The 17,025-nt window shown below is 63.7% G+C and carries 16 protein-coding genes; 8 read left to right on the forward strand and 8 right to left on the reverse strand.

Features of this window, described 5'->3' with window-relative positions; translation table 11 throughout:
• Positions 1–223: 223 nt before the first annotated feature.
• Positions 224–724 carry a hypothetical protein gene (locus tag VSX77_RS11215; RefSeq protein WP_338424690.1) on the reverse strand — a complete coding sequence of 167 codons (501 nt, stop codon included), beginning with the start codon at positions 722–724 and terminating at the stop codon, positions 224–226.
• Between the two features lie 172 nt (positions 725–896).
• Between VSX77_RS11215 and dnaN the strand changes: the two genes are divergently transcribed.
• Positions 897–2,012, forward strand: coding sequence for a DNA polymerase III subunit beta (gene dnaN / locus VSX77_RS11220; protein ID WP_338424691.1), 1,116 nt, complete (start codon positions 897–899; stop codon positions 2,010–2,012).
• Between the two features lie 88 nt (positions 2,013–2,100).
• Here dnaN and VSX77_RS11225 read toward each other — a convergent pair whose 3' ends face one another.
• Positions 2,101–3,444 carry a PQQ-dependent sugar dehydrogenase gene (locus VSX77_RS11225; protein ID WP_338424692.1) on the reverse strand — a complete coding sequence of 448 codons (1,344 nt, stop codon included), beginning with the start codon at positions 3,442–3,444 and terminating at the stop codon, positions 2,101–2,103.
• Positions 3,445–3,624: 180 nt separating this feature from the next.
• Between VSX77_RS11225 and VSX77_RS11230 the strand changes: the two genes are divergently transcribed.
• A complete protein-coding gene (locus VSX77_RS11230) occupies positions 3,625–3,840 on the forward strand; it encodes a hypothetical protein (RefSeq protein ID WP_338424693.1) in 216 nt (71 codons plus the stop codon).
• Positions 3,841–3,842: 2 nt separating this feature from the next.
• Here the strand turns inward: VSX77_RS11230 and argC are convergent, their stop codons facing one another.
• The 3 genes from argC to VSX77_RS11245 form a co-directional block, all read right to left on the reverse strand.
• A complete protein-coding gene (gene argC / locus VSX77_RS11235) occupies positions 3,843–4,769 on the reverse strand; it encodes an N-acetyl-gamma-glutamyl-phosphate reductase (RefSeq protein ID WP_338424694.1) in 927 nt (308 codons plus the stop codon).
• Positions 4,766–5,716 carry a C40 family peptidase gene (locus VSX77_RS11240; protein WP_338424695.1) on the reverse strand — a complete coding sequence of 317 codons (951 nt, stop codon included), beginning with the start codon at positions 5,714–5,716 and terminating at the stop codon, positions 4,766–4,768. The genes argC and VSX77_RS11240 overlap by 4 nt, the downstream gene beginning before the upstream one ends.
• Before the next feature lie 75 nt (positions 5,717–5,791).
• Entirely contained in the window at positions 5,792–7,195 is a 1,404-nt protein-coding gene (locus VSX77_RS11245) for a leucyl aminopeptidase family protein (protein ID WP_338424696.1), read from the reverse strand.
• A 55-nt stretch (positions 7,196–7,250) separates the two neighbouring features.
• Between VSX77_RS11245 and VSX77_RS11250 the strand changes: the two genes are divergently transcribed.
• From VSX77_RS11250 to VSX77_RS11260, 3 genes are read left to right on the forward strand one after another with little or no spacing between them, the layout of a single operon-like run.
• On the forward strand, positions 7,251–8,084 hold the full coding sequence (locus tag VSX77_RS11250; RefSeq protein ID WP_338424697.1) for a DUF4163 domain-containing protein: 834 nt from the start codon (positions 7,251–7,253) through the stop codon (positions 8,082–8,084).
• A 24-nt stretch (positions 8,085–8,108) separates the two neighbouring features.
• Positions 8,109–9,044, forward strand: coding sequence for an SDR family oxidoreductase (locus VSX77_RS11255; protein ID WP_338424698.1), 936 nt, complete (start codon positions 8,109–8,111; stop codon positions 9,042–9,044).
• Between the two features lie 52 nt (positions 9,045–9,096).
• Positions 9,097–9,279 carry a DUF3008 family protein gene (locus VSX77_RS11260; RefSeq protein ID WP_338424699.1) on the forward strand — a complete coding sequence of 61 codons (183 nt, stop codon included), beginning with the start codon at positions 9,097–9,099 and terminating at the stop codon, positions 9,277–9,279.
• Between the two features lie 3 nt (positions 9,280–9,282).
• Here the strand turns inward: VSX77_RS11260 and VSX77_RS11265 are convergent, their stop codons facing one another.
• Positions 9,283–10,794: a flavin-containing monooxygenase gene (locus VSX77_RS11265; protein WP_338424700.1), complete on the reverse strand. Its 1,512-nt coding sequence runs from the start codon at positions 10,792–10,794 to the stop codon at positions 9,283–9,285.
• 190 nt (positions 10,795–10,984) lie between these two features.
• On the opposite strand from VSX77_RS11265, the gene VSX77_RS11270 reads away from it, so the two are divergent.
• Together VSX77_RS11270 and VSX77_RS11275 are read left to right on the forward strand one after the other, a co-directional pair.
• Entirely contained in the window at positions 10,985–12,109 is a 1,125-nt protein-coding gene (locus VSX77_RS11270) for a DUF47 family protein (protein ID WP_338424702.1), read from the forward strand.
• A 15-nt stretch (positions 12,110–12,124) separates the two neighbouring features.
• Positions 12,125–13,138 carry an inorganic phosphate transporter gene (locus VSX77_RS11275; protein ID WP_338424703.1) on the forward strand — a complete coding sequence of 338 codons (1,014 nt, stop codon included), beginning with the start codon at positions 12,125–12,127 and terminating at the stop codon, positions 13,136–13,138.
• An 886-nt stretch (positions 13,139–14,024) separates the two neighbouring features.
• Here the strand turns inward: VSX77_RS11275 and rimO are convergent.
• Positions 14,025–15,392 (reverse strand): 30S ribosomal protein S12 methylthiotransferase RimO, encoded by a 1,368-nt coding sequence (gene rimO, locus VSX77_RS11280; protein WP_338424704.1) that lies wholly within the window; start codon positions 15,390–15,392, stop codon positions 14,025–14,027.
• An 85-nt stretch (positions 15,393–15,477) separates the two neighbouring features.
• Between rimO and VSX77_RS11285 the strand changes: the two genes are divergently transcribed.
• On the forward strand, positions 15,478–15,879 hold the full coding sequence (locus VSX77_RS11285) for a DUF1761 domain-containing protein (RefSeq protein WP_338424705.1): 402 nt from the start codon (positions 15,478–15,480) through the stop codon (positions 15,877–15,879).
• Positions 15,880–15,882: 3 nt separating this feature from the next.
• On the opposite strand, the gene VSX77_RS11290 is transcribed toward VSX77_RS11285, so the two are convergent.
• Positions 15,883–16,950 (reverse strand): potassium channel family protein, encoded by a 1,068-nt coding sequence (locus tag VSX77_RS11290; protein WP_338424706.1) that lies wholly within the window; start codon positions 16,948–16,950, stop codon positions 15,883–15,885.
• Between the last annotated feature and the right edge of the window lie 75 nt (positions 16,951–17,025).

Raw genomic sequence — 17,025 nt, forward strand, 5'->3', positions numbered from 1 at the left:
CGCGCGATTCCAGAGTGAAGTTGCGCAGTTTTCTCCCGTTTCGTGAAAGCGCCTTTCTCTCTTACCTCGTCACCCCGGATTTGATCCGGGGTCCAACTTCCTCCGGTGCGTCGCATGGATCCCGGATCAAGCCTGTCCTGAGCATGTCGGCGGGTCCGGGATGACGAAGATTTGCGAATTGCGAGTGAAGTTCGGCAGAAATCCGCCATACCTCAAAAGCCGTTTACCGCAGCTTCGCGCACCCCAGCGCCGCCGCGTCGATCGCCGTCGCAGCGCCGCGCAGGCGATAGGTGTCGGCGATCGCGCCGCCCGTCTCGGCGCGGCTTTCGACGCTCATGCTCGGCGCCGATCGCATCGCGGCGACGATGGCGGCGTCCATCCGCGCGTCGCTCGCCCAACCATGGACACCCTTTCCGGTCAGGATGAAGCGGCGGCTGCCGATCGTCAGGCGCAAATCGCGGTCCGCCGTGCGCGCCTTCGACAAGCGGACATAGAATTGGCCGCGGATGCGCGATTTTGGCCAATAACCGACGCTGGCATAGGCCTTGACCTGCGGCCGGCCGATCGTCGCCGCGGGCGCGGCAATCGCATAGCAGCGCGGGCGCGCGGCATCGCGAAAGGCGCCCCAGCCGTCGAAAATGCCGAGCGCGGTCGGCACCGCAGCGGCGAGCGCCGCGGCGGGCATCGCCGCCAGCATCAACAGGGGAAGGGGCCAGCGCCGCATCGCGCCTCGTTCGCGCGATTGCCGCCGCTTTGCAAGCATGGCTTGCACGGCGCGCCGCGTGCGTTAAGGAAGGTGGACATTTTCAGGGGCCAGAATCGGGGCACGAATCGCCTCCGATGCTCTGTCTCTTCAGGGGCTTCTCCCGCAGAATATACAGGATGGCGGATTAAGAATGAAAGCGACGATCGAACGCGCAGTCTTGTTGAAAAGCCTCGGCCACGTCCAGTCGGTGGTCGAACGGCGCAATACGATTCCGATCCTGTCGAACGTCCTTATCGAAGCCGACGTGTCGGGGCAGCTTAAGCTGATGGCGACCGACCTCGACCTGCAGGTCGTCGAAACGATCGCGGCCAAGGTCGAAACCGCCGGTACCACCACCGTATCGGCGCACACGCTCTTCGAAATCGCCCGCAAGCTTCCCGAGGGGTCGGAAGTCAGCCTCGCTGCGGCCGAGGGCAAGATGCAGGTCAAGGCGGGCCGCTCGAACTTTAACCTGCCGACCCTGCCGCGCGACGATTTCCCGGTGATTGCCGAGGGCGAGCTGCCGACCAATTTCGAACTGCCGGTCGCCGAACTCATCCAGATCATCGACAAGACGCGCTTCGCGATTTCGACCGAGGAAACGCGCTATTATCTGAACGGCATCTTCCTGCATGTTGCCGAGGATGCGACGGGTCCGGTGCTCAAGGCCGCGGCGACTGATGGCCATCGCCTCGCACGCTATACGGTAACGCGCCCCGACGGCGCCGCCGGAATGCCCGACGTGATCGTTCCGCGCAAATGCGTCGGCGAAATCCGCAAGCTGCTCGACGAGGCCGAGGGCAATGTCGAGATCAGCCTGTCGGCGAGCAAGATCCGGTTCCAGCTCGGCCACGCCGTGCTGACCTCGAAGCTGATCGACGGCACCTTCCCCGACTATAGCCGCGTCATCCCGACGGCGAACGACAAGCTGCTGAAGGTCGATCCGAAAAGCCTGTTCCAGGGCGTCGACCGCGTCTCGACGATCGCCAGCGAAAAGACGCGCGCGGTCAAGGTCGGGCTCGACAAGGACCGCATCACGCTCAGCGTCACCAGCCCCGAAAACGGCACCGCGGCCGAAGAACTCGCCGCGGGTTACGACAGCGACGCGATGGAGATCGGCTTCAACGCCCGCTATCTCAGCGACATTTTGGGCCAGGTCGACGGCGACAGCGTCGAACTCCACCTGGCCGACGCCAATGCACCGACCTTGATCCGTGAGAGCGAAAAGAGTCCGGCACTCTATGTGCTGATGCCGATGCGGGTGTAAAGACCGTCGCCCCCGCGAAGGCGGGGGCCGCTGGGTATGTAGCGCAAGGCCGAAGCCGGCCCCCGCCTTCGCGGGGGCGACGGTAAGTTCACCCTGCCTTCGCTACCCGCCAGATCACCCCGCCGGTGTCGTCGGCGATCAGCGCGCTACCATCCTTGGCGACCTTGACGTCGGCCGGGCGGCCGCGGGTGGTCTTGCCGTCCTTGGCCAGGAACTGGTCGAGTAGTGTGATCGGCAGAGCGTTAAGCGGCTTGCCGTTCGCCCCGAACTTGACGAACACAACGTCATAGCCGGCGGCGGGGTCACGGTTCCACGATCCGTGCCGGGCAATCAGCGCCCCGTTCGTCCAGCGGTCGCCAAGGTCGAGGCCTGCGGTGAAGGTGAACCCTAGCGGCGCGGTGTGGGCGCCCAGCCCATATTCGGGCCGCTTGACATATTGGCGCCGATCCTCGGCCTCGGGCTCGACCCGCGGGTCGATGAAGCCGCCCCAATAATACCAGGGCCAGCCGTAAAAATCGCCCTCGTCAACATCGGTCAGATAGTCGGGGACCAGATCGCTGCCCAGCATGTCACGCTCGTTGACGACGGTCCACAGCCGGTCGCTGCCCGGATAGAAAGCCAGCCCGACGGGGTTGCGGATGCCCGCGGCAAAGGTGCGGATATATTTATTCTCGGGCCGAACCTCGAGCACGCTGGCGCGGCGGAACTCGCGGTTCATGCCCGATTCGCCGATGTTGGAATCGGCGCCGACACCGATGTAAAGCCAGCCGTTCGGGGCCGCGACCAGGCTCTTCGTCCAGTGTCGATTGGTGCCCTTGGCGGGCAGATCGACGATCTTGACCGGGTTGCCGCTCATCTTCGTCGCACCCTCGACATAGGGAAAGGCGAGCAGCGCATCGGTGTTCGCGACGTAAAGCGTGTCCCCGACCAGCGCCATGCCGTAGGGCGAATTGAGGCCGGTGATGTAGGCGGTCTTGACCTCGGCCTTGCCGTCGCCGTCGGCGTCGCGGAGTAGGGTGATGCGGTTCGCCGACGGTTTGCGGCCAGCGCCCGCCTTGCCCATCAGCTTTTTCATCACCGCGCCCTCGACGCCGCCGTCCTTGCGCGGCGGGCTCTGCGCTTCGGCGGCCAGCACATCGCCATTCGGCAGGACGAGAATATTGCGCGGATGGTCGAGCCCTTCGGCAAAACGCTGGACGGTCAGGCCCTGCGCGGCCCGCGGCGCCTGCCCGGCTGGCCAGCTCGTCGCTTCGGGCACGTTGATCGTCGGGAATGTCTCGGTGCGCTGCGACGCCATCACCGGCACCCGGCCACTGAGTTCGGCGGTCGAGAAACGCGCCACATCGGGCCGCGACATGACGTAAAGCGTGACGCCGCCGACGATGAGGAGCAGCAGAAGGGCGAGGCCGACATATTTCAGGATCTTGCGCATATCCCCTGTCTACACGGGCAGAGCGCGGCGGCAAAGGGGCGAAACGCACGCCGGATCATTGCGCACGGTTAACGCCGCTGGATTTGGAATTAACCTTACCGGATCGTTCATTACGGTTGGGAACGGCGCGGTTAACGGCAGGGCTTAAGGCGAGGGTTCAAGTTACGGACCAGGAAGTCGATGCACCTGCCAGCCCCTTTTCTTGCCGACCGGGCCGCGGTCGAGGATGCCCATGCGCTCATCAGCCTGCACGGCGAAGAAGCCGGCTTTGCGGCGGCTGCGCGCGCCGAACAATATCGCGTCCTCGGCAATCACATCCATTTCGCTCGCTGGCGGCAGATCGAGCGGCTAATTACTTATTTGTCGGTCGAAGACATCCTCGACACGGTTCACTGAACCTAAATCCGTAGGCCCGCCGTTTCGGGCAATCCGGCCATGATATTGAGGTTCTGGACGCAGGCGCCGCTGGCGCCCTTGCCCAGATTGTCGAGCCGTGCGACGAGCCGCGCCTGGCTGGCGTCGGCATTGGCAAAGACGAGCAATTCGATCCGGTCATCGCCGGCGTCGGACGCGCGGAGCAGCATTTCGCCGTCGACGGGCGCGTCGCCCATGACGACGATGGAGCTTGCGCTGTAAAAGTCGGCGAGCGCGGCACGGAGCGTGTCGGGCGCAGCGGCGCCGGGCATCGCGCCAAGCGGTAACGGCACTTCGACCACCATCCCGCGATGCGCCGGAATCACCGCGGGCGAAAAGAGCGGGGCGATCGACAGGGCGCAGCGTGCCTGCATCTCGGGGACATGCTTATGGCCGAGCGCGAGCGCATAGCCGCGCCAGGCGATGTCGCGGTCGCCCTCGAACCGTTCGATCAGCGCCTTGCCGCCACCCGAATAGCCGCTGACCGCGTGACAGATATAGGGCCAGTCGGCGGGCAGGAAACCAGCCTTTACCAACGGAGCGACGAGCGCGATGAAGCCGGTCGAATAGCAGCCGGGGTTCGACACCCGCGGCGCCGACGCCACCGCATCGTGGCCGACAACTTCGGGGAAGCCATAGGTCCAGCCCGGAGCGACACGATGCGCCGTCGAGGCATCGATCACGCGGGTGCGGTCATTGTCGATCATCGCGACCGCTTCGCGCGCCGCATCGTCGGGCAGGCAGAGGATAACAAAATCGGCGTCGTTAAGCGCTTCGCGCCGCGCGGCGCTATCCTTGCGACGCGCTTCGTCGAGCGCGATCAGCGTAAATTCGCTTCGACCGGCGAGCCGCTCGGCGATTTCCAGGCCCGTGGTTCCCGCGGCACCATCGATAAATATGCTGTGTGTCATGTCTGGCGCAGCCGCTTTGCGCCGCTGAGCGGAACGTCATGCCCCTCAGCCCTGGTCCGAGCCAACAGATCGGCGAGCGGTTCGGCGCGTACGCCCTTCCAGTGTTGGCTGGCATGAACGATCGTTACCTCGTCGGCCATGATCCCGACATGGCCGGGAAAAAAGACGAGATCGCCCCGCGCCAACTGGGCGGGATCGACATCCTTGTCGGCGCCGAGCGCCGCAAGTTGCAGGTCGGTGTCGCGCGGCAGCTGGATTCCCGCCGCCGCCCAGACAAGCTGGACCAGCCCCGAACAGTCGATCCCCTTCGTGGTACGCCCGCCCCATACATAAGGCGTGCCGATCATCTCCTCGGCCAGCCCCGCCGGGTCGCGCTCGGTCGCGCCGATCTCGGTGAGGGCGGCGAGCGGCAGATAGCCGTGCGCGGTCGCCAGCCATTCGCCCTCGGCCTCGCCCATCACCAGCGCGCCGCGCGGCAGCACACCGGGGCCGCCGCTCGCGGCATCGGGCGCGCTGTGGAGCATGGCTTCGGTCATCTGCACACGGTGTGTCGGCGCGATAGGCGCGCCGAGCGCCTCGGCGGCGAGATAGCCGACATAATGGTCGGCAAGGCAATAGCCCCATGCCCAGCCGCCGGTCAGGTCGAGCAGGGCAAAGCCTTCGCCAAACAGCAATTCGCTCGTCTGTTCGGCGCCCAGCGACGGCGACGCGCGCAGCGCCGCGGCGGGCAGCAAGCCGCTCCGCATCATCGGCGCTGCATAATGCGGGGCGAAATAGGTGCCGGCGACCGCGATGTCAGCCAGGTCGGGGCGGATCGCGACGATCCGCGGATCGAACGCCTGCGACGTCCCCGTCAGGCCAAAGCGGTCGCGGCCCGCGCCGACGGTGCCAGGGCGTCCCATCCGCACGCGGCTCGCCGCCATATTGTCACCGCTCTCTGCTGTCACGTGCCGTCCTGTTGAATCCGAAGGTCCGCAGGGCGCGGACAATCGCGGGCCATTAGACTAGCAGAAGTGGCTTTATCAAGTCTTGCCGCGGCGGTTGTAGCGCGTCTGCAGCATCGCCCACGCGGCGCGCAGCCCCAGCGCCGCGCCGCCCTTTGGTCGGCCGGGTTTCGCCGAAGGCCGCCAGGCGAAGGTGTCGATATGCGCCCATGCCGTCCCGTTGGGAACGAAACGCTTCAGGAACAGGGCCGCGGTAATCGCTCCTGCGAAGGGCGAGCTGCCCGCATTGCCCAGGTCGGCGATGTCGGTTTCGAGGAGGTCGGCATAGCCGTCCCACAGCGGCATCCGCCACAGCGGATCGTCGCGTTCGATGCCGCCCGCCAACATCGCCTCCGCCAGCGCATCGTCATTCGCGAACAGCGGCGGCAGGTCGGGGCCGAGCGCTACGCGCGCCGCACCCGTCAGCGTCGCGAAATCGACGATCAGTTCGGGTTCCGACTCCACTGCCTTTGCCAGCGCATCGCCCAGCACCAGCCGCCCCTCGGCGTCGGTGTTGCCGATTTCGACGGTCAGGCCTTTCCGGCTTTTCAGCACGTCGCCGGGGCGAAAGGCGTCGGATGAAATTGCGTTTTCCGCCGCCGCGACGAGGCAGTGCAGCTGCACGGGCAGACCTCTTGCCATCACCAGTTCGGCCAGCGCCAGCACATGCGCGGCGCCGCCCATATCCTTTTTCATCAGCCGCATTCCCGCCGCGGGCTTGATGTCGAGCCCGCCGCTGTCGAAGCTGATCCCCTTGCCGACGAGCGCGATGCGCGGGTGATCCTCCTTGCCCCACTCGATCTCGATCAGCCGCGGCGCGTGGTGCTTGGCGGCGGCACGCCCGACCGCATGGATCATCGGATAGCCCTGTTCGAGCGCTTCGCCCTTGGTGACGGTCAGCTTGCCGCCATGCGCCTTGGCGATGCGTTCGGCGGCCTTTTCGATCGCTGCCGGGCCCATGTCGGCGGCGGGCGTGTTGACGAGGTCGCGCACGAGCGCGACCGCACGCGCCTCGGCGACCATCGGGGCGATCGCGGCCACGTCCGTCGTGAGCAGGACGCGCGGCCCCTTTGCAGTCGCTTTCGATTTATAGGTGTCGAAGCGATATTGCGCGCTCATCCACCCGAACATCGCCTTGCCGGGTTGCCGGCCCTCGACGCGATAGCGGCCTTCGGGCAGGATCTGGCCCAGCTTGGCGAGGCACCACGCCGACAGGCTTTCGACATCAGCCACCGTCGTGACGACCGACCATTTGTCGGGATCGTCGCCGGGCAGGATGGCGTGGACATAGGCATCGGGCTTGAAACCGACCGCGGTCAAATGCGCGCGTTCGCGCGCGCTGCGCCCCTTCAGCCATTCGTCATAGCCCATTTTGTTGACGAGATGGATCGGGCGGGCCTCCTGCCCCTTGTCGGGCTGGATCAGGTCGGAATAGTCGGTCATGCGCGCCGTGCTAGGCCGCTCGGGATATTTTGTCGATTCCCGGCGTTATGCTGATATGACGATCGAAAGACCCTGGCGAAACGCCGTTCCCTTGGTTGCCGGTGCGTTGCTGCTGGCGGGCTGTTCCGAAGACAAGCCGACGCAGGCCGAAAAGGCGGCGGCTGCCGCCGTTCCCGGTGCGCCGCCGGAGGCTGCGGCCGACGAAGCGTCCAAAAATGCACCGGCATCGAACGTCAGCGAAAGCAGTGACCTGATCGAGTTCACCTATAGCTATCCGGCCGAGGCCGCGCGCATTCCCGAACTGGCAAAGGCGCTCGATAGCGATCGTGCCGCGAAGCGCGCGGCGCTGGTTGCGGCGGCGGACCGCGACAAGGCCGCAGCCGAAAAGAACGACTATCCCTATCGCCCGCACAGCCATCGCCAGACCTGGCAGCGCGTCACCGACACGCCGCGCTTCCTCAGCCTGTCGGCCGAAATCGATACCTATTCGGGCGGCGCACACGGGATGGAGGTCTTCGATACGCTGCTCTGGGACCGCAATCGGCGCAAGCGGATGAACCCGCTCGACCTGTTCGAAAGCAGCGCCGCCTTCGACGCTGCGGTCCGCAATTCGTTTTGCGCGGCGATCAAGCGCGCGAAGGCGGCAAAGGGCATCACAGCGGACGAGGCACCCGACAGCCCCTTTGCCAAATGCCCGCCGGCATCGGCGCAAACGGTGTGGATCGGTTCGTCCGACGGGCGCTATCTCGACCGGCTGACGATCGCGATCGCCCCTTATGAAGTCGGCCCCTATGCCGAGGGCAGCTACCGGATCAACGTGCCGATGACCGGCGCGGTCGCGCGCGTCGTCAAGGACCAATTCGCGCGCGACGTCCTGCCCATAAACTAAGGTTCATCAAGCAAGGAAAATAACATGGCGAAACGCCCGAAGGCCGGCAAGGTCGGCGAAAGCGAGAAGGAAAAGAAGGGCAAAAGCAGCGCCGCGGCCAAGCTGCGCCGCGAAGTCGGGTCGGCGAAGACGATCAAGACGCCGCCGTCCGACCGCGAAGCCGATCTCGACCGCGCGCCCAAGTGGGAGCCGCGCTATCCGGGGTCGGGGCGCCTTGATGGCAAGGTCGCGATTGTGACCGGCGGCGACAGCGGGATCGGCCGGGCCGTCTGCGCCCTGTTTGCACGCGAGGGCGCGGACATTGCGATCGTCTATCTGAAGAATAAGGCGGATGCCGCGGAGACGGCGGCAATCGTCGAGCGCGAGGGGCGCCGCGCGATCACGATCAAGGCCGATGTGGGCAAGGTCAAGGCGGGCGAGACAATCGTTACGCAGACGGTCAAGGCGTTCGGCCGCCTCGACATCCTCGTCAACAATGCGGGCGAACAGCATCCGGCCGAAGATATTCGCGACATCAGCTCCGCGCAGCTCGAACGCACCTTCGCCACCAATATTTTCGGCATGTTCTATCTGGTGCAGGCGGCCTTGCCGCATCTCGGCAAGGGCGCGGCGATCGTCAATTGCACCAGCGTCACCATGTATCAGGGCGCGCGCGGCCTGCTCGACTATAGCGCGACCAAGGGCGCGATTACGGCCTTTACGCGGTCGCTCAGTGAAAATCTGGTCGAAAAGGGGATCCGGGTAAATGCGGTCGCGCCGGGGCCGATCTGGACGCCGCTCAACCCGCGCGGCGGCGCTCCGGCTAAAAAGGTCGCAAGTTTCGGCGAATCGACGCCGATGAAACGGCCGGGCGAACCCAATGAGGTTGCCCCTTGCTTCCTGTTCCTGGCCTGCGACGACAGCAGCTATATGTCGGGCCAGGTGTTGCATCCCAACGGCGGCACGATCGTTAATGGCTAGCGGGGCGGCAAAGGAGCGTTAATGGCTAGCGGGGCGGCAAAGGAGACAGACCATGCCTGCCAAATCCAAAGCTCAGCAGAAAGCCGCCGGCGCCGCACTCAGCGCCAAGCGCGGTGAGACGCCCAAGTCGAAGCTCAAAGGCGCATCGAAAGAGATGGCCAAAGGCATGAGCGAGAAACAGCTTGAGGACTTCGCTAAAGGCTCGACCAAGGGCAAGCCCGAGCGCGTCGAGTGATGCTTATTCGGCCGCTTCCAGTTCGCTTGACGCCGGTTCCGCCCTCGTCTTGGCATCGGTGAAGGTCAGTACGCCGTCGTCGATTGCGCCGGTGCGCATATCGATCCGGTCCTGCACATAATTCTGGCTGAGCCGCCACGGCATTGATGTCGTACTTTTGGGCATGATATGGAGCGACCGCTGGATATAGCCCGACGAGAAGTCGAAGACATTTTCTTCCTCGAGGCTCGACGGATCGGCGAGTACTGGCGTGGCAACGACCGTGTTCGTCGCCTTCATATGGTTGAGCACGCGGCAGACATATTCGGACACGATGTCGGCGCGAAGCGTCCAGCTGGCGTTGAGATAACCGAACACCGCCGAAAAATTCGGGACGTTCGAGAACATGCACGCTTTGTAATAATAATGCTCGTGCCACTCGACGCGCTCGCCATCGACGCGCACCGGGATTTTGCCCGCCACGGCCAGCTTAAGTCCGGTTGCGGTGATGATAATGTCGGCGTCCAGATGCTTGCCCGACTTCAGCTGGATTCCGGTCGCGTCGAACCGCTCGATATGATCGGTGACGACCGACGCCTTGCCCGCTTTCATCGCCTCGAAGAAATCGGCGTCGGGGACGAGACAGAGACGTTGGTCCCACGGATTGTAGGGCGGCGTGAAAGCCTCCGCATCATAATGATCGCCCAAGGTAGCCTTCAGCTTCCTCGTCAGGAAATCCTTGACCTTCTCGGGCTTCTCGCGCGCGCGGCGGAAGGCGACGTCCTGCAGGCGGACATTCTTGTACCGCGTTATTTTGTAGGCCAGTTTTTCAGGCAGGATCTTGCGCAGGAAGTTGGCAAAGCCGTCCTTCGCCGGGCGGATGAAATACCAGGTGGGAGTGCGTTGCAGCATCGTGACATGCGCCGCTTCGGGCATCGAGGGGACGATGGTGACCGCGGTTGCACCCGATCCGATCACGACGACCTGCTTGCCACGGTAGTCGAGATCTTTCGGCCAGAATTGCGGGTGGACGATCTGACCTTTAAAATCCTCGCGGCCCGCGAAATTCGCGTCGAACGGCTCGTCATAATCATAATAGCCGGCACCGAGATACAGCCAGCGCGCGGTCGTCGTCGAGGTTCGGCCCTCGCTGTCTTCCATCGTCACCGTCCAGCGCGCGGCGGCGCTGTCCCAATCGGCGCCGACGACCTTGCGGTGGAAGCGGATGCGTTCGCGGATGTGACGTTCATCGACGATGCGATTGAGATAATCGAGGATCGCGGGGCCATCGGCGATCGACTTTTCATGCTTCCACGGTTCGAAGATAAAGCCCAGCGTGTGCATGTCGCTGTCCGAGCGGATGCCGGGGTATCGGAACAGATCCCACGTGCCGCCCAGCTGCGCGCGGCGCTCGACCAGAGCGAAGCTGCGGTCAGGGCAGTGCATCTGAAGATGGACCGCCATGCCGATGCCCGAAATGCCCGCGCCGACGATCACCACATCCTGATCCACGGGGCTCGCCGTGTTCGCCATCATGTCATCTCCCAGTCGTCTTGTGCGCGCAGATTACGCACCACGTTGCATTTTGCAATCGAATTGGCGTTTACCGAAAGCACGGCGGGTGGATGCGGCTATGCTTGTGACTGTCACAAAAATGTCATAGGCGCGACACCCGTTTGTCAACTTTGGCCGGCCGGCCATGCCAACCTTTGGAAAGGATAGCCAAATGCGTCAGATCGCCGTCCTTCCCTATCGATTCGGCGGCCCGGCGCAGGACGGGCCGACTGAAATCCTGCTGATCACCTCGCGCGAAACGAAACGCTGGGTGATACCAAAAGGCAATCCGCTGACCGGAATGGAGCGCCACGCTGCCGCGGCGGTCGAGGCCGAAGAGGAGGCGGGCGTGATCGGCGCGGTGTGCCCGACGCCGATCGGCAGCTATGAATATCGCAAGCGCCGCGCGAATGGCGCGTCGATCATGTATAACGTCGAAGTCTTCCCGCTCGCGGTTACGAACGAACTCGCCGAGTGGAAGGAAATGGACGAGCGCGAGCGCCGATGGTTCGCCTTTCACGATGCCGCGGCGGCGGTCGACGAGACCGATCTGCAGGCGCTGATCCGCTCGTTCGGCGACGGCGGCTTCCGGGCCGTTGCGCAGCCGCGCGGGGCGGTGCTGAATAATGATGAGAAGACAGGGGTAAGCCGGATGTTCGCATGGTTTCAGCGTCTGCTGCCGCGGCAGGGCAATTTTTTCGAATTGTTCGAAAGCCACGCGGCGACGCTGGTCGCAGGCGCGAACGCGCTGTCGCGCATGTTGCAGGGCGGCGACGGCATGGCCGACCATGTGCGCGAGATTATCGAGCGCGAGCATGACGCCGACGCGATCACGCGTGAGGTGCTTCAGACCGTCCGCCGGACCTTCCTGACTCCCTTCGACCGCAGCGCGATCACCGACCTGATCGCCTCGATGGACGATGCGATCGACGAGATGCAGAAAACCGCGGGTGCGGTCGACCTGTACGACGTTACCGAGTTCGAACCCGAGATGCGCGATATTGGGGGTATCATCGTCGATGCCGCGCGCCTGACCGCGGAAGCGCTGCCGTTGCTCCGCAACATCGGCGCCAACGGTCCGCGGCTCCATGAACTCACCGAAAGGCTGGTCCGGATGGAGGGTCATGCCGACGAAATCCACGCATCGGGGCTGAAACGGCTGTTCCGCGAACATGGCGAGGCGAATCCGACGCGCTTCCTGATCGCGCGCGAGCTGTTCCGTCACCTCGAGCGCGTCACTGACAGTTTCGAGGATGTCGCGAACGAAATCGACGGTCTGGTCATCGACCACGCCTAGGCGGGGGCGCCCTTCATGCACGAACTCGCTTTCCCGCTCCTCGTTGGCCTGATCATCCTCGCGCTGGCGTTCGATTTCCTGAATGGACTGCACGACGCGGCGAACAGCATCGCGACGGTTGTCGCGACGCGGTTGCTGCGCCCGGTGCAGGCCGTGATGTTCGCGGCCTTTTTCAACTTCGCGGCCTATTTCCTGAGCCTCGCCTTTCCGGCGCTGCACAAGGTTGCCGAAACGATCGGGGCGGGTTTGATCGACAAGGATCTCGTGACGCCCGCGGTTGTGTTCGGCGCGCTGGTGGGCGCAATGTTCTGGAATGTCGTGACCTGGCTGAAAGGCATCCCGTCCTCGTCGAGTCATGCGCTGGTCGGCGGCATCGTCGGTGCAGGCGTCGCCCATGCCGGGTTCGAGGGGATTCAGTGGAGCGGGCTCAACAAGACCGTGATTGCGATCTTTCTGTCGCCGATGCTCGGCATGTTCCTTGCGATGCTGGTCATGCTCGCGAGCAGCTGGGCGCTGCACCGCGCGACAGCCAAATTCGCCGAATCGACCTTTCGGACCCTGCATCTCTTTTCGTCGGCCGCCTATTCGCTGAGCCACGGACTCAACGATGCGCAAAAGACGATGGGGATCATCGCGGTGCTGCTTTACTCCACCGGCTATCTGTCGGGCGAGTTCCATGTGCCGCACTGGGTCGCATTTTCCTGTTATATCGCGATCGCGCTCGGCACGCTGTCGGGCGGGTGGAAGATTATCGAGACGATGGGCGGGCGCATCACCAAATTGTCGCACCATCAGGGCTTTGCCGCCTCGACCGGCGGGTCGATCATGGTGTTCACCGCCAGCCTGCTCGGCATCCCCGTATCGACCACGCACACGATTACCGGCAGCATCATCGGCGCCGGTGTCGCGCGGCGGACGAGCGCGGTACGCTGGGGCGTCGCGGGCAATGTCATCGCGGCGTGGTTCATCACCATTCCCGCCAGCGCGGCGGTGGCGGCGCTGTTCTATGCGCTGACGCGGCTGTTCTAAGGTTGGTATGGCCGCGGCGAAAGCGGCGGAAATCCGCCTAACTTCACTCGCAAATCGCGTTTTGCATTGCTGTCCAGCAGGTCCGGGATGACGAAGGGAAAGAAAGTCTGATTCTCGGAAAGTCGCAGAAAACTGCGTAACTTTACTCGCAAATCGCTGTTCAGGGGCGCGGGCGATGACCATCCCGCAAGGCTATAGGTGCCAAATAATGTAGGACAGCGATTTCTGTTATCAGCTTATGCCCACGATCGGGCTTGCTTCCTTCTCGGGCACCAGTATCTTTCTAAAATGGTAAGTAGGCCTAAAAAGGAAGTCGAGCGAGAATGGGCGGAACTGGCTGCGACGCTCACCGCCAATTCTCTAGCCCGAGATAGCTTCCTAGCTGTTGCCCATACGGCGCTCTTTGCCGCGTCTATCGCATTCCTTTCGGACATCGTGGGAAGCAGACCCCCGATCGCAATTTGGCTCATTATCATTGCATGGGCGTCGGCCGTCATCGGACTTCTATCATTGACCATCAGCTATGTTTCTGCGGACAAAGCAATTCGCACTCGGTTTGAACAAATTCACGATCTTGAGCCCTTTCAGTCGAGTATAACCGATCGATTAAACCTCATCGCGACGATCACGTTTGCTGTGAGCCTTATCTTGACGTTCTTCTTTTCTTCTATTAATGTTCTTCGCATGAACGAGCCGAAAACCCCGCCTAGTTACGAGCAACGCGGCGTTGCGCCGGCACCGAGAATGCCCTCTAATACTGGCAATGGTGGAGGTGCAGGTGTTCCTCCTGCGCCACGAATGCCGCCGCCATCCCCGTCACCCGCGCCTGCGCCGTCTCCGACACCCAAAGGTTGACTTAGTTTTCGTCGCCAGCTGATCGTTGGCTCTAGACGACGGCCCCGAACAGGTCGTGCTCGTCGGCATCCTCGACGACGACGTCGACAATGTCGCCCGCCTTCAGCGTCGCCGCGACGTCGCGGAGGTAGACATGGCCGTCGATTTCGGGTGCGTCGGCCTGTGAGCGTCCGGTGGCACCGATGCTGCCGTCGTCGTCAGCCTCGCCGACGTCGTCGATGATTGCCGGTATCGTGCGGCCGATCTTGGCTTCGAGTTTCGCGGCGCTGATCGCGGCGGTTTTTGCCATGATGCGCTGATAGCGTTCTTCCTTCACCTCATCAGGCACGGGGTCGGGCAGGGCGTTCGCCTGTGCGCCCGCGACGGGTTCGAAGCGAAAGGCGCCGACGCGATCGAGCTGCGCTTCGTCGAGCCAGTCGAGAAGATATTGGAAATCCGCCTCGGTCTCGCCGGGAAAACCGACGACAAAGCTGGAGCGTATCGCGATGTCGGGGGCGATTTCGCGCCACGCCTTCAGCCGTTCGAGCACCTTCGCCTCGTTGGCGGGGCGCTTCATGCGCTTGAGGACGCTGGGGCTGGCGTGCTGGAAGGGGATGTCGAGGTAAGGCGTCAGCAGCCCTTCAGCCATCAGCGGGATCACCGCATCGACGTGTGGGTAGGGATAGACATAGTGGAGGCGCACCCACGGCGCGCGGCCTTCGCTGGTGCGAAGCTGGCCGAGTTCGCGGGCGAGGTCGGTCATATGCGCACGCACTTCGCGGCCGTGCCACTGGCGCGGATCGTGGCGGATGTCGACGCCATAAGCCGAAGTGTCCTGGCTGATGACGAGCAGTTCCTTGGTTCCCGCGGCGACAAGCTTTTCGGCCTCGCGCAGTACCGCGTCGATGCGGCGGCTAACGAGTTTGCCGCGCAGGTCGGGAATGATGCAGAAAGAGCAGCTGTGGTTGCAGCCTTCGCTGATCTTCAGATAGCTATAGTGGCGCGGAGTGAGCTTTAGACCACCTTCGGGCACCAAGTCGATGAAGGGGCCCTGCGTCGGCGGTGCGGCGTCGTGGACGGCATCGACGACCTGTTCATATTGGTGCGCGCCGGTTACCGCGAGGACGTTCGGGAAGCGCGCGCGGATGACGTCGGCTTCGTTGCCCATGCAGCCGGTGACGATGACGCGTCCGTTTTCGGCCATCGCTTCGCCGATCGCCTCAAGGCTTTCTTCCTTCGCCGAGTCGAGAAAGCCGCAGGTGTTGACGAGCACCACATCGGCGCCGGCATAGTCGGGCGAGAGGCCATAGCCGTCGGCGCGCAGCTTGGTCAGAATCCGTTCGCTGTCGACCAGTGCCTTTGGGCAGCCGAGCGAAACCATGCCGACCTTCGGCTGGGTGGGGAGCGTTTTGACTGTCATGATTGGCGGCGCGCATAGTCGATTTCGCGCCGCTTGTCACGCCCGGCGAGACGGGCCATGCTGCGTGCCGGTAGGGGAGAGCAAAATGGCAAATCTGAGTTGGATCGCAATCATCGCCGCAGCGGCGGCGGGCTTTGTCGTCGGCGGCATCTGGTACGGGCCGCTGTTCGGAAAGGCCTGGATGAAGGAACATGACTGCACCGACGAGGAACTGAAGCAGGGCAATTTCGTGCTGATTTACGGCGCGACCTTTGTGCTCAGCATCGTGTCGGCGGTGTTTCTGGGGCATCTGCTCGCGCATTTCGGCGAGATGAGCATCAGATCGACGATGATGATTTCGGTTGGAGTCGCGCTGGGCTTTGTCGTCCCGGCAATCGGCACCAACCATCTGTTCAGCCGTGCCAGTGTCAAATTGTTCGCTATCGACGCGGGTTATTGGCTGCTTTTCTATGCCGCGATGGGGGCAGTGTTCGTCTTTCTGGGGTGATGGTCAGGCGGCGGGCGCTGCCGCCTCGACCTCTTCACAGCGGACAACCTCGACGATGGCGTCGCCGCGTTCGAGTCGCTGCGCTTCAGGTTCCCAAAAGCCATAGGGCGTGCCGGCGCGATAGACGCGCAGCCCGCGCCCGCCGCTGGCAAGCTGATCGAGGCTGCGCCCGACTTCTTCGGCGGTGACCGGCCGTTCGCGCAATTGCACCCGCCCGCCGATGCTGGCGAGGTCGGCCATATATTCGGCGACATGCGCGCCCTGCGCCGAGCCGGCGAGCAGCAAGCCGGTAAAGCTGACGGGGTTGATGACATTATTTGCGCCCGCCTGCCGCGCGAGCAGTTCATTGTCCTGCGCGCGGATGACGACGCTGATCGGCACCTTGGGGGCAAGGTGACGCACGGTGAGGACGATGAGGATCGAGGTATCGTCGCGGCCTGCCGACACGAGTACCGACTGCGCCTCTGCCACGCGCACGTCGACGAGCGTGTCGTCGTTCGACGCGTCGCCGGCGAGCACATTGCATCCCGCGGCCTCGGCCGCGCTGATGCGCGCGGGCGACTGGTCGATGACGACGATGCACGACGGATCGGTGCCGCGCTGGATCAGTTCGTGAACCGCCTCGGCGCCGCTGACGCCATAGCCGAGCACGACGATATGATTGGTGAGCCTGGACTGGATGCGGGCCATACGCCATTTTTCCCATGTGCGCTTGATGACGAAATTATAGGCGGTGCCGACGAAGATGAAGAGCACCGCGATGCGGATCGGCGTCACGATCACCGCCTCGATCAGCCGCGACCGATCCGAAATCGGCGCAATGTCGCCGAACCCCGTCGTGGTGACCGAAATCATCGTGAAATAGACCACGTCGAGGAAACTGATGTGGCCGTCGTGATGGTCGATCAGGCCGTCGCGATCGATCCAGTGGACGAGAATCACGACGCCGATCAGCGCGAAGGCAACGCCGAGCCGCGTGACAACATCGGCCCAGATCGGCCATTTGCTCGCGCGTTTGAGCAGGTTGACGCTGCCCTGGATATGCAGCCGGGGATTGGTCCTTTTGCTCATTGCCGCCCTTGTGCCAAAGCCGCGAGGTCGTGACTAGCGGGTGATTGCAATCGATCCTCCCTGCGGCGAAGCCGT

Origin of the sequence: Sphingopyxis sp. TUF1, assembly GCF_036687315.1 — a bacterium.
Lineage (GTDB): Bacteria > Pseudomonadota > Alphaproteobacteria > Sphingomonadales > Sphingomonadaceae > Sphingopyxis > Sphingopyxis kveilinensis.

What these genes read in the sequence shown, in the direction of transcription:
- VSX77_RS11215 (WP_338424690.1), bottom strand. Translation starts at nt 724, where the DNA reads ATGCGGCGCTGGCCCCTTCCCCTGTTGATGCTGGCGGCGATGCCCGCC.
- dnaN (WP_338424691.1), top strand. Translation starts at nt 897, where the DNA reads ATGAAAGCGACGATCGAACGCGCAGTCTTGTTGAAAAGCCTCGGCCAC.
- VSX77_RS11225 (WP_338424692.1), bottom strand. Translation starts at nt 3,444, where the DNA reads ATGCGCAAGATCCTGAAATATGTCGGCCTCGCCCTTCTGCTGCTCCTC.
- VSX77_RS11230 (WP_338424693.1), top strand. Translation starts at nt 3,625, where the DNA reads ATGCACCTGCCAGCCCCTTTTCTTGCCGACCGGGCCGCGGTCGAGGAT.
- argC (WP_338424694.1), bottom strand. Translation starts at nt 4,769, where the DNA reads ATGACACACAGCATATTTATCGATGGTGCCGCGGGAACCACGGGCCTG.
- VSX77_RS11245 (WP_338424696.1), bottom strand. Translation starts at nt 7,195, where the DNA reads ATGACCGACTATTCCGACCTGATCCAGCCCGACAAGGGGCAGGAGGCC.
- VSX77_RS11250 (WP_338424697.1), top strand. Translation starts at nt 7,251, where the DNA reads ATGACGATCGAAAGACCCTGGCGAAACGCCGTTCCCTTGGTTGCCGGT.
- VSX77_RS11255 (WP_338424698.1), top strand. Translation starts at nt 8,109, where the DNA reads ATGGCGAAACGCCCGAAGGCCGGCAAGGTCGGCGAAAGCGAGAAGGAA.
- VSX77_RS11260 (WP_338424699.1), top strand. Translation starts at nt 9,097, where the DNA reads ATGCCTGCCAAATCCAAAGCTCAGCAGAAAGCCGCCGGCGCCGCACTC.
- VSX77_RS11265 (WP_338424700.1), bottom strand. Translation starts at nt 10,794, where the DNA reads ATGATGGCGAACACGGCGAGCCCCGTGGATCAGGATGTGGTGATCGTC.
- VSX77_RS11270 (WP_338424702.1), top strand. Translation starts at nt 10,985, where the DNA reads ATGCGTCAGATCGCCGTCCTTCCCTATCGATTCGGCGGCCCGGCGCAG.
- VSX77_RS11275 (WP_338424703.1), top strand. Translation starts at nt 12,125, where the DNA reads ATGCACGAACTCGCTTTCCCGCTCCTCGTTGGCCTGATCATCCTCGCG.
- rimO (WP_338424704.1), bottom strand. Translation starts at nt 15,392, where the DNA reads ATGACAGTCAAAACGCTCCCCACCCAGCCGAAGGTCGGCATGGTTTCG.
- VSX77_RS11285 (WP_338424705.1), top strand. Translation starts at nt 15,478, where the DNA reads ATGGCAAATCTGAGTTGGATCGCAATCATCGCCGCAGCGGCGGCGGGC.
- VSX77_RS11290 (WP_338424706.1), bottom strand. Translation starts at nt 16,950, where the DNA reads ATGAGCAAAAGGACCAATCCCCGGCTGCATATCCAGGGCAGCGTCAAC.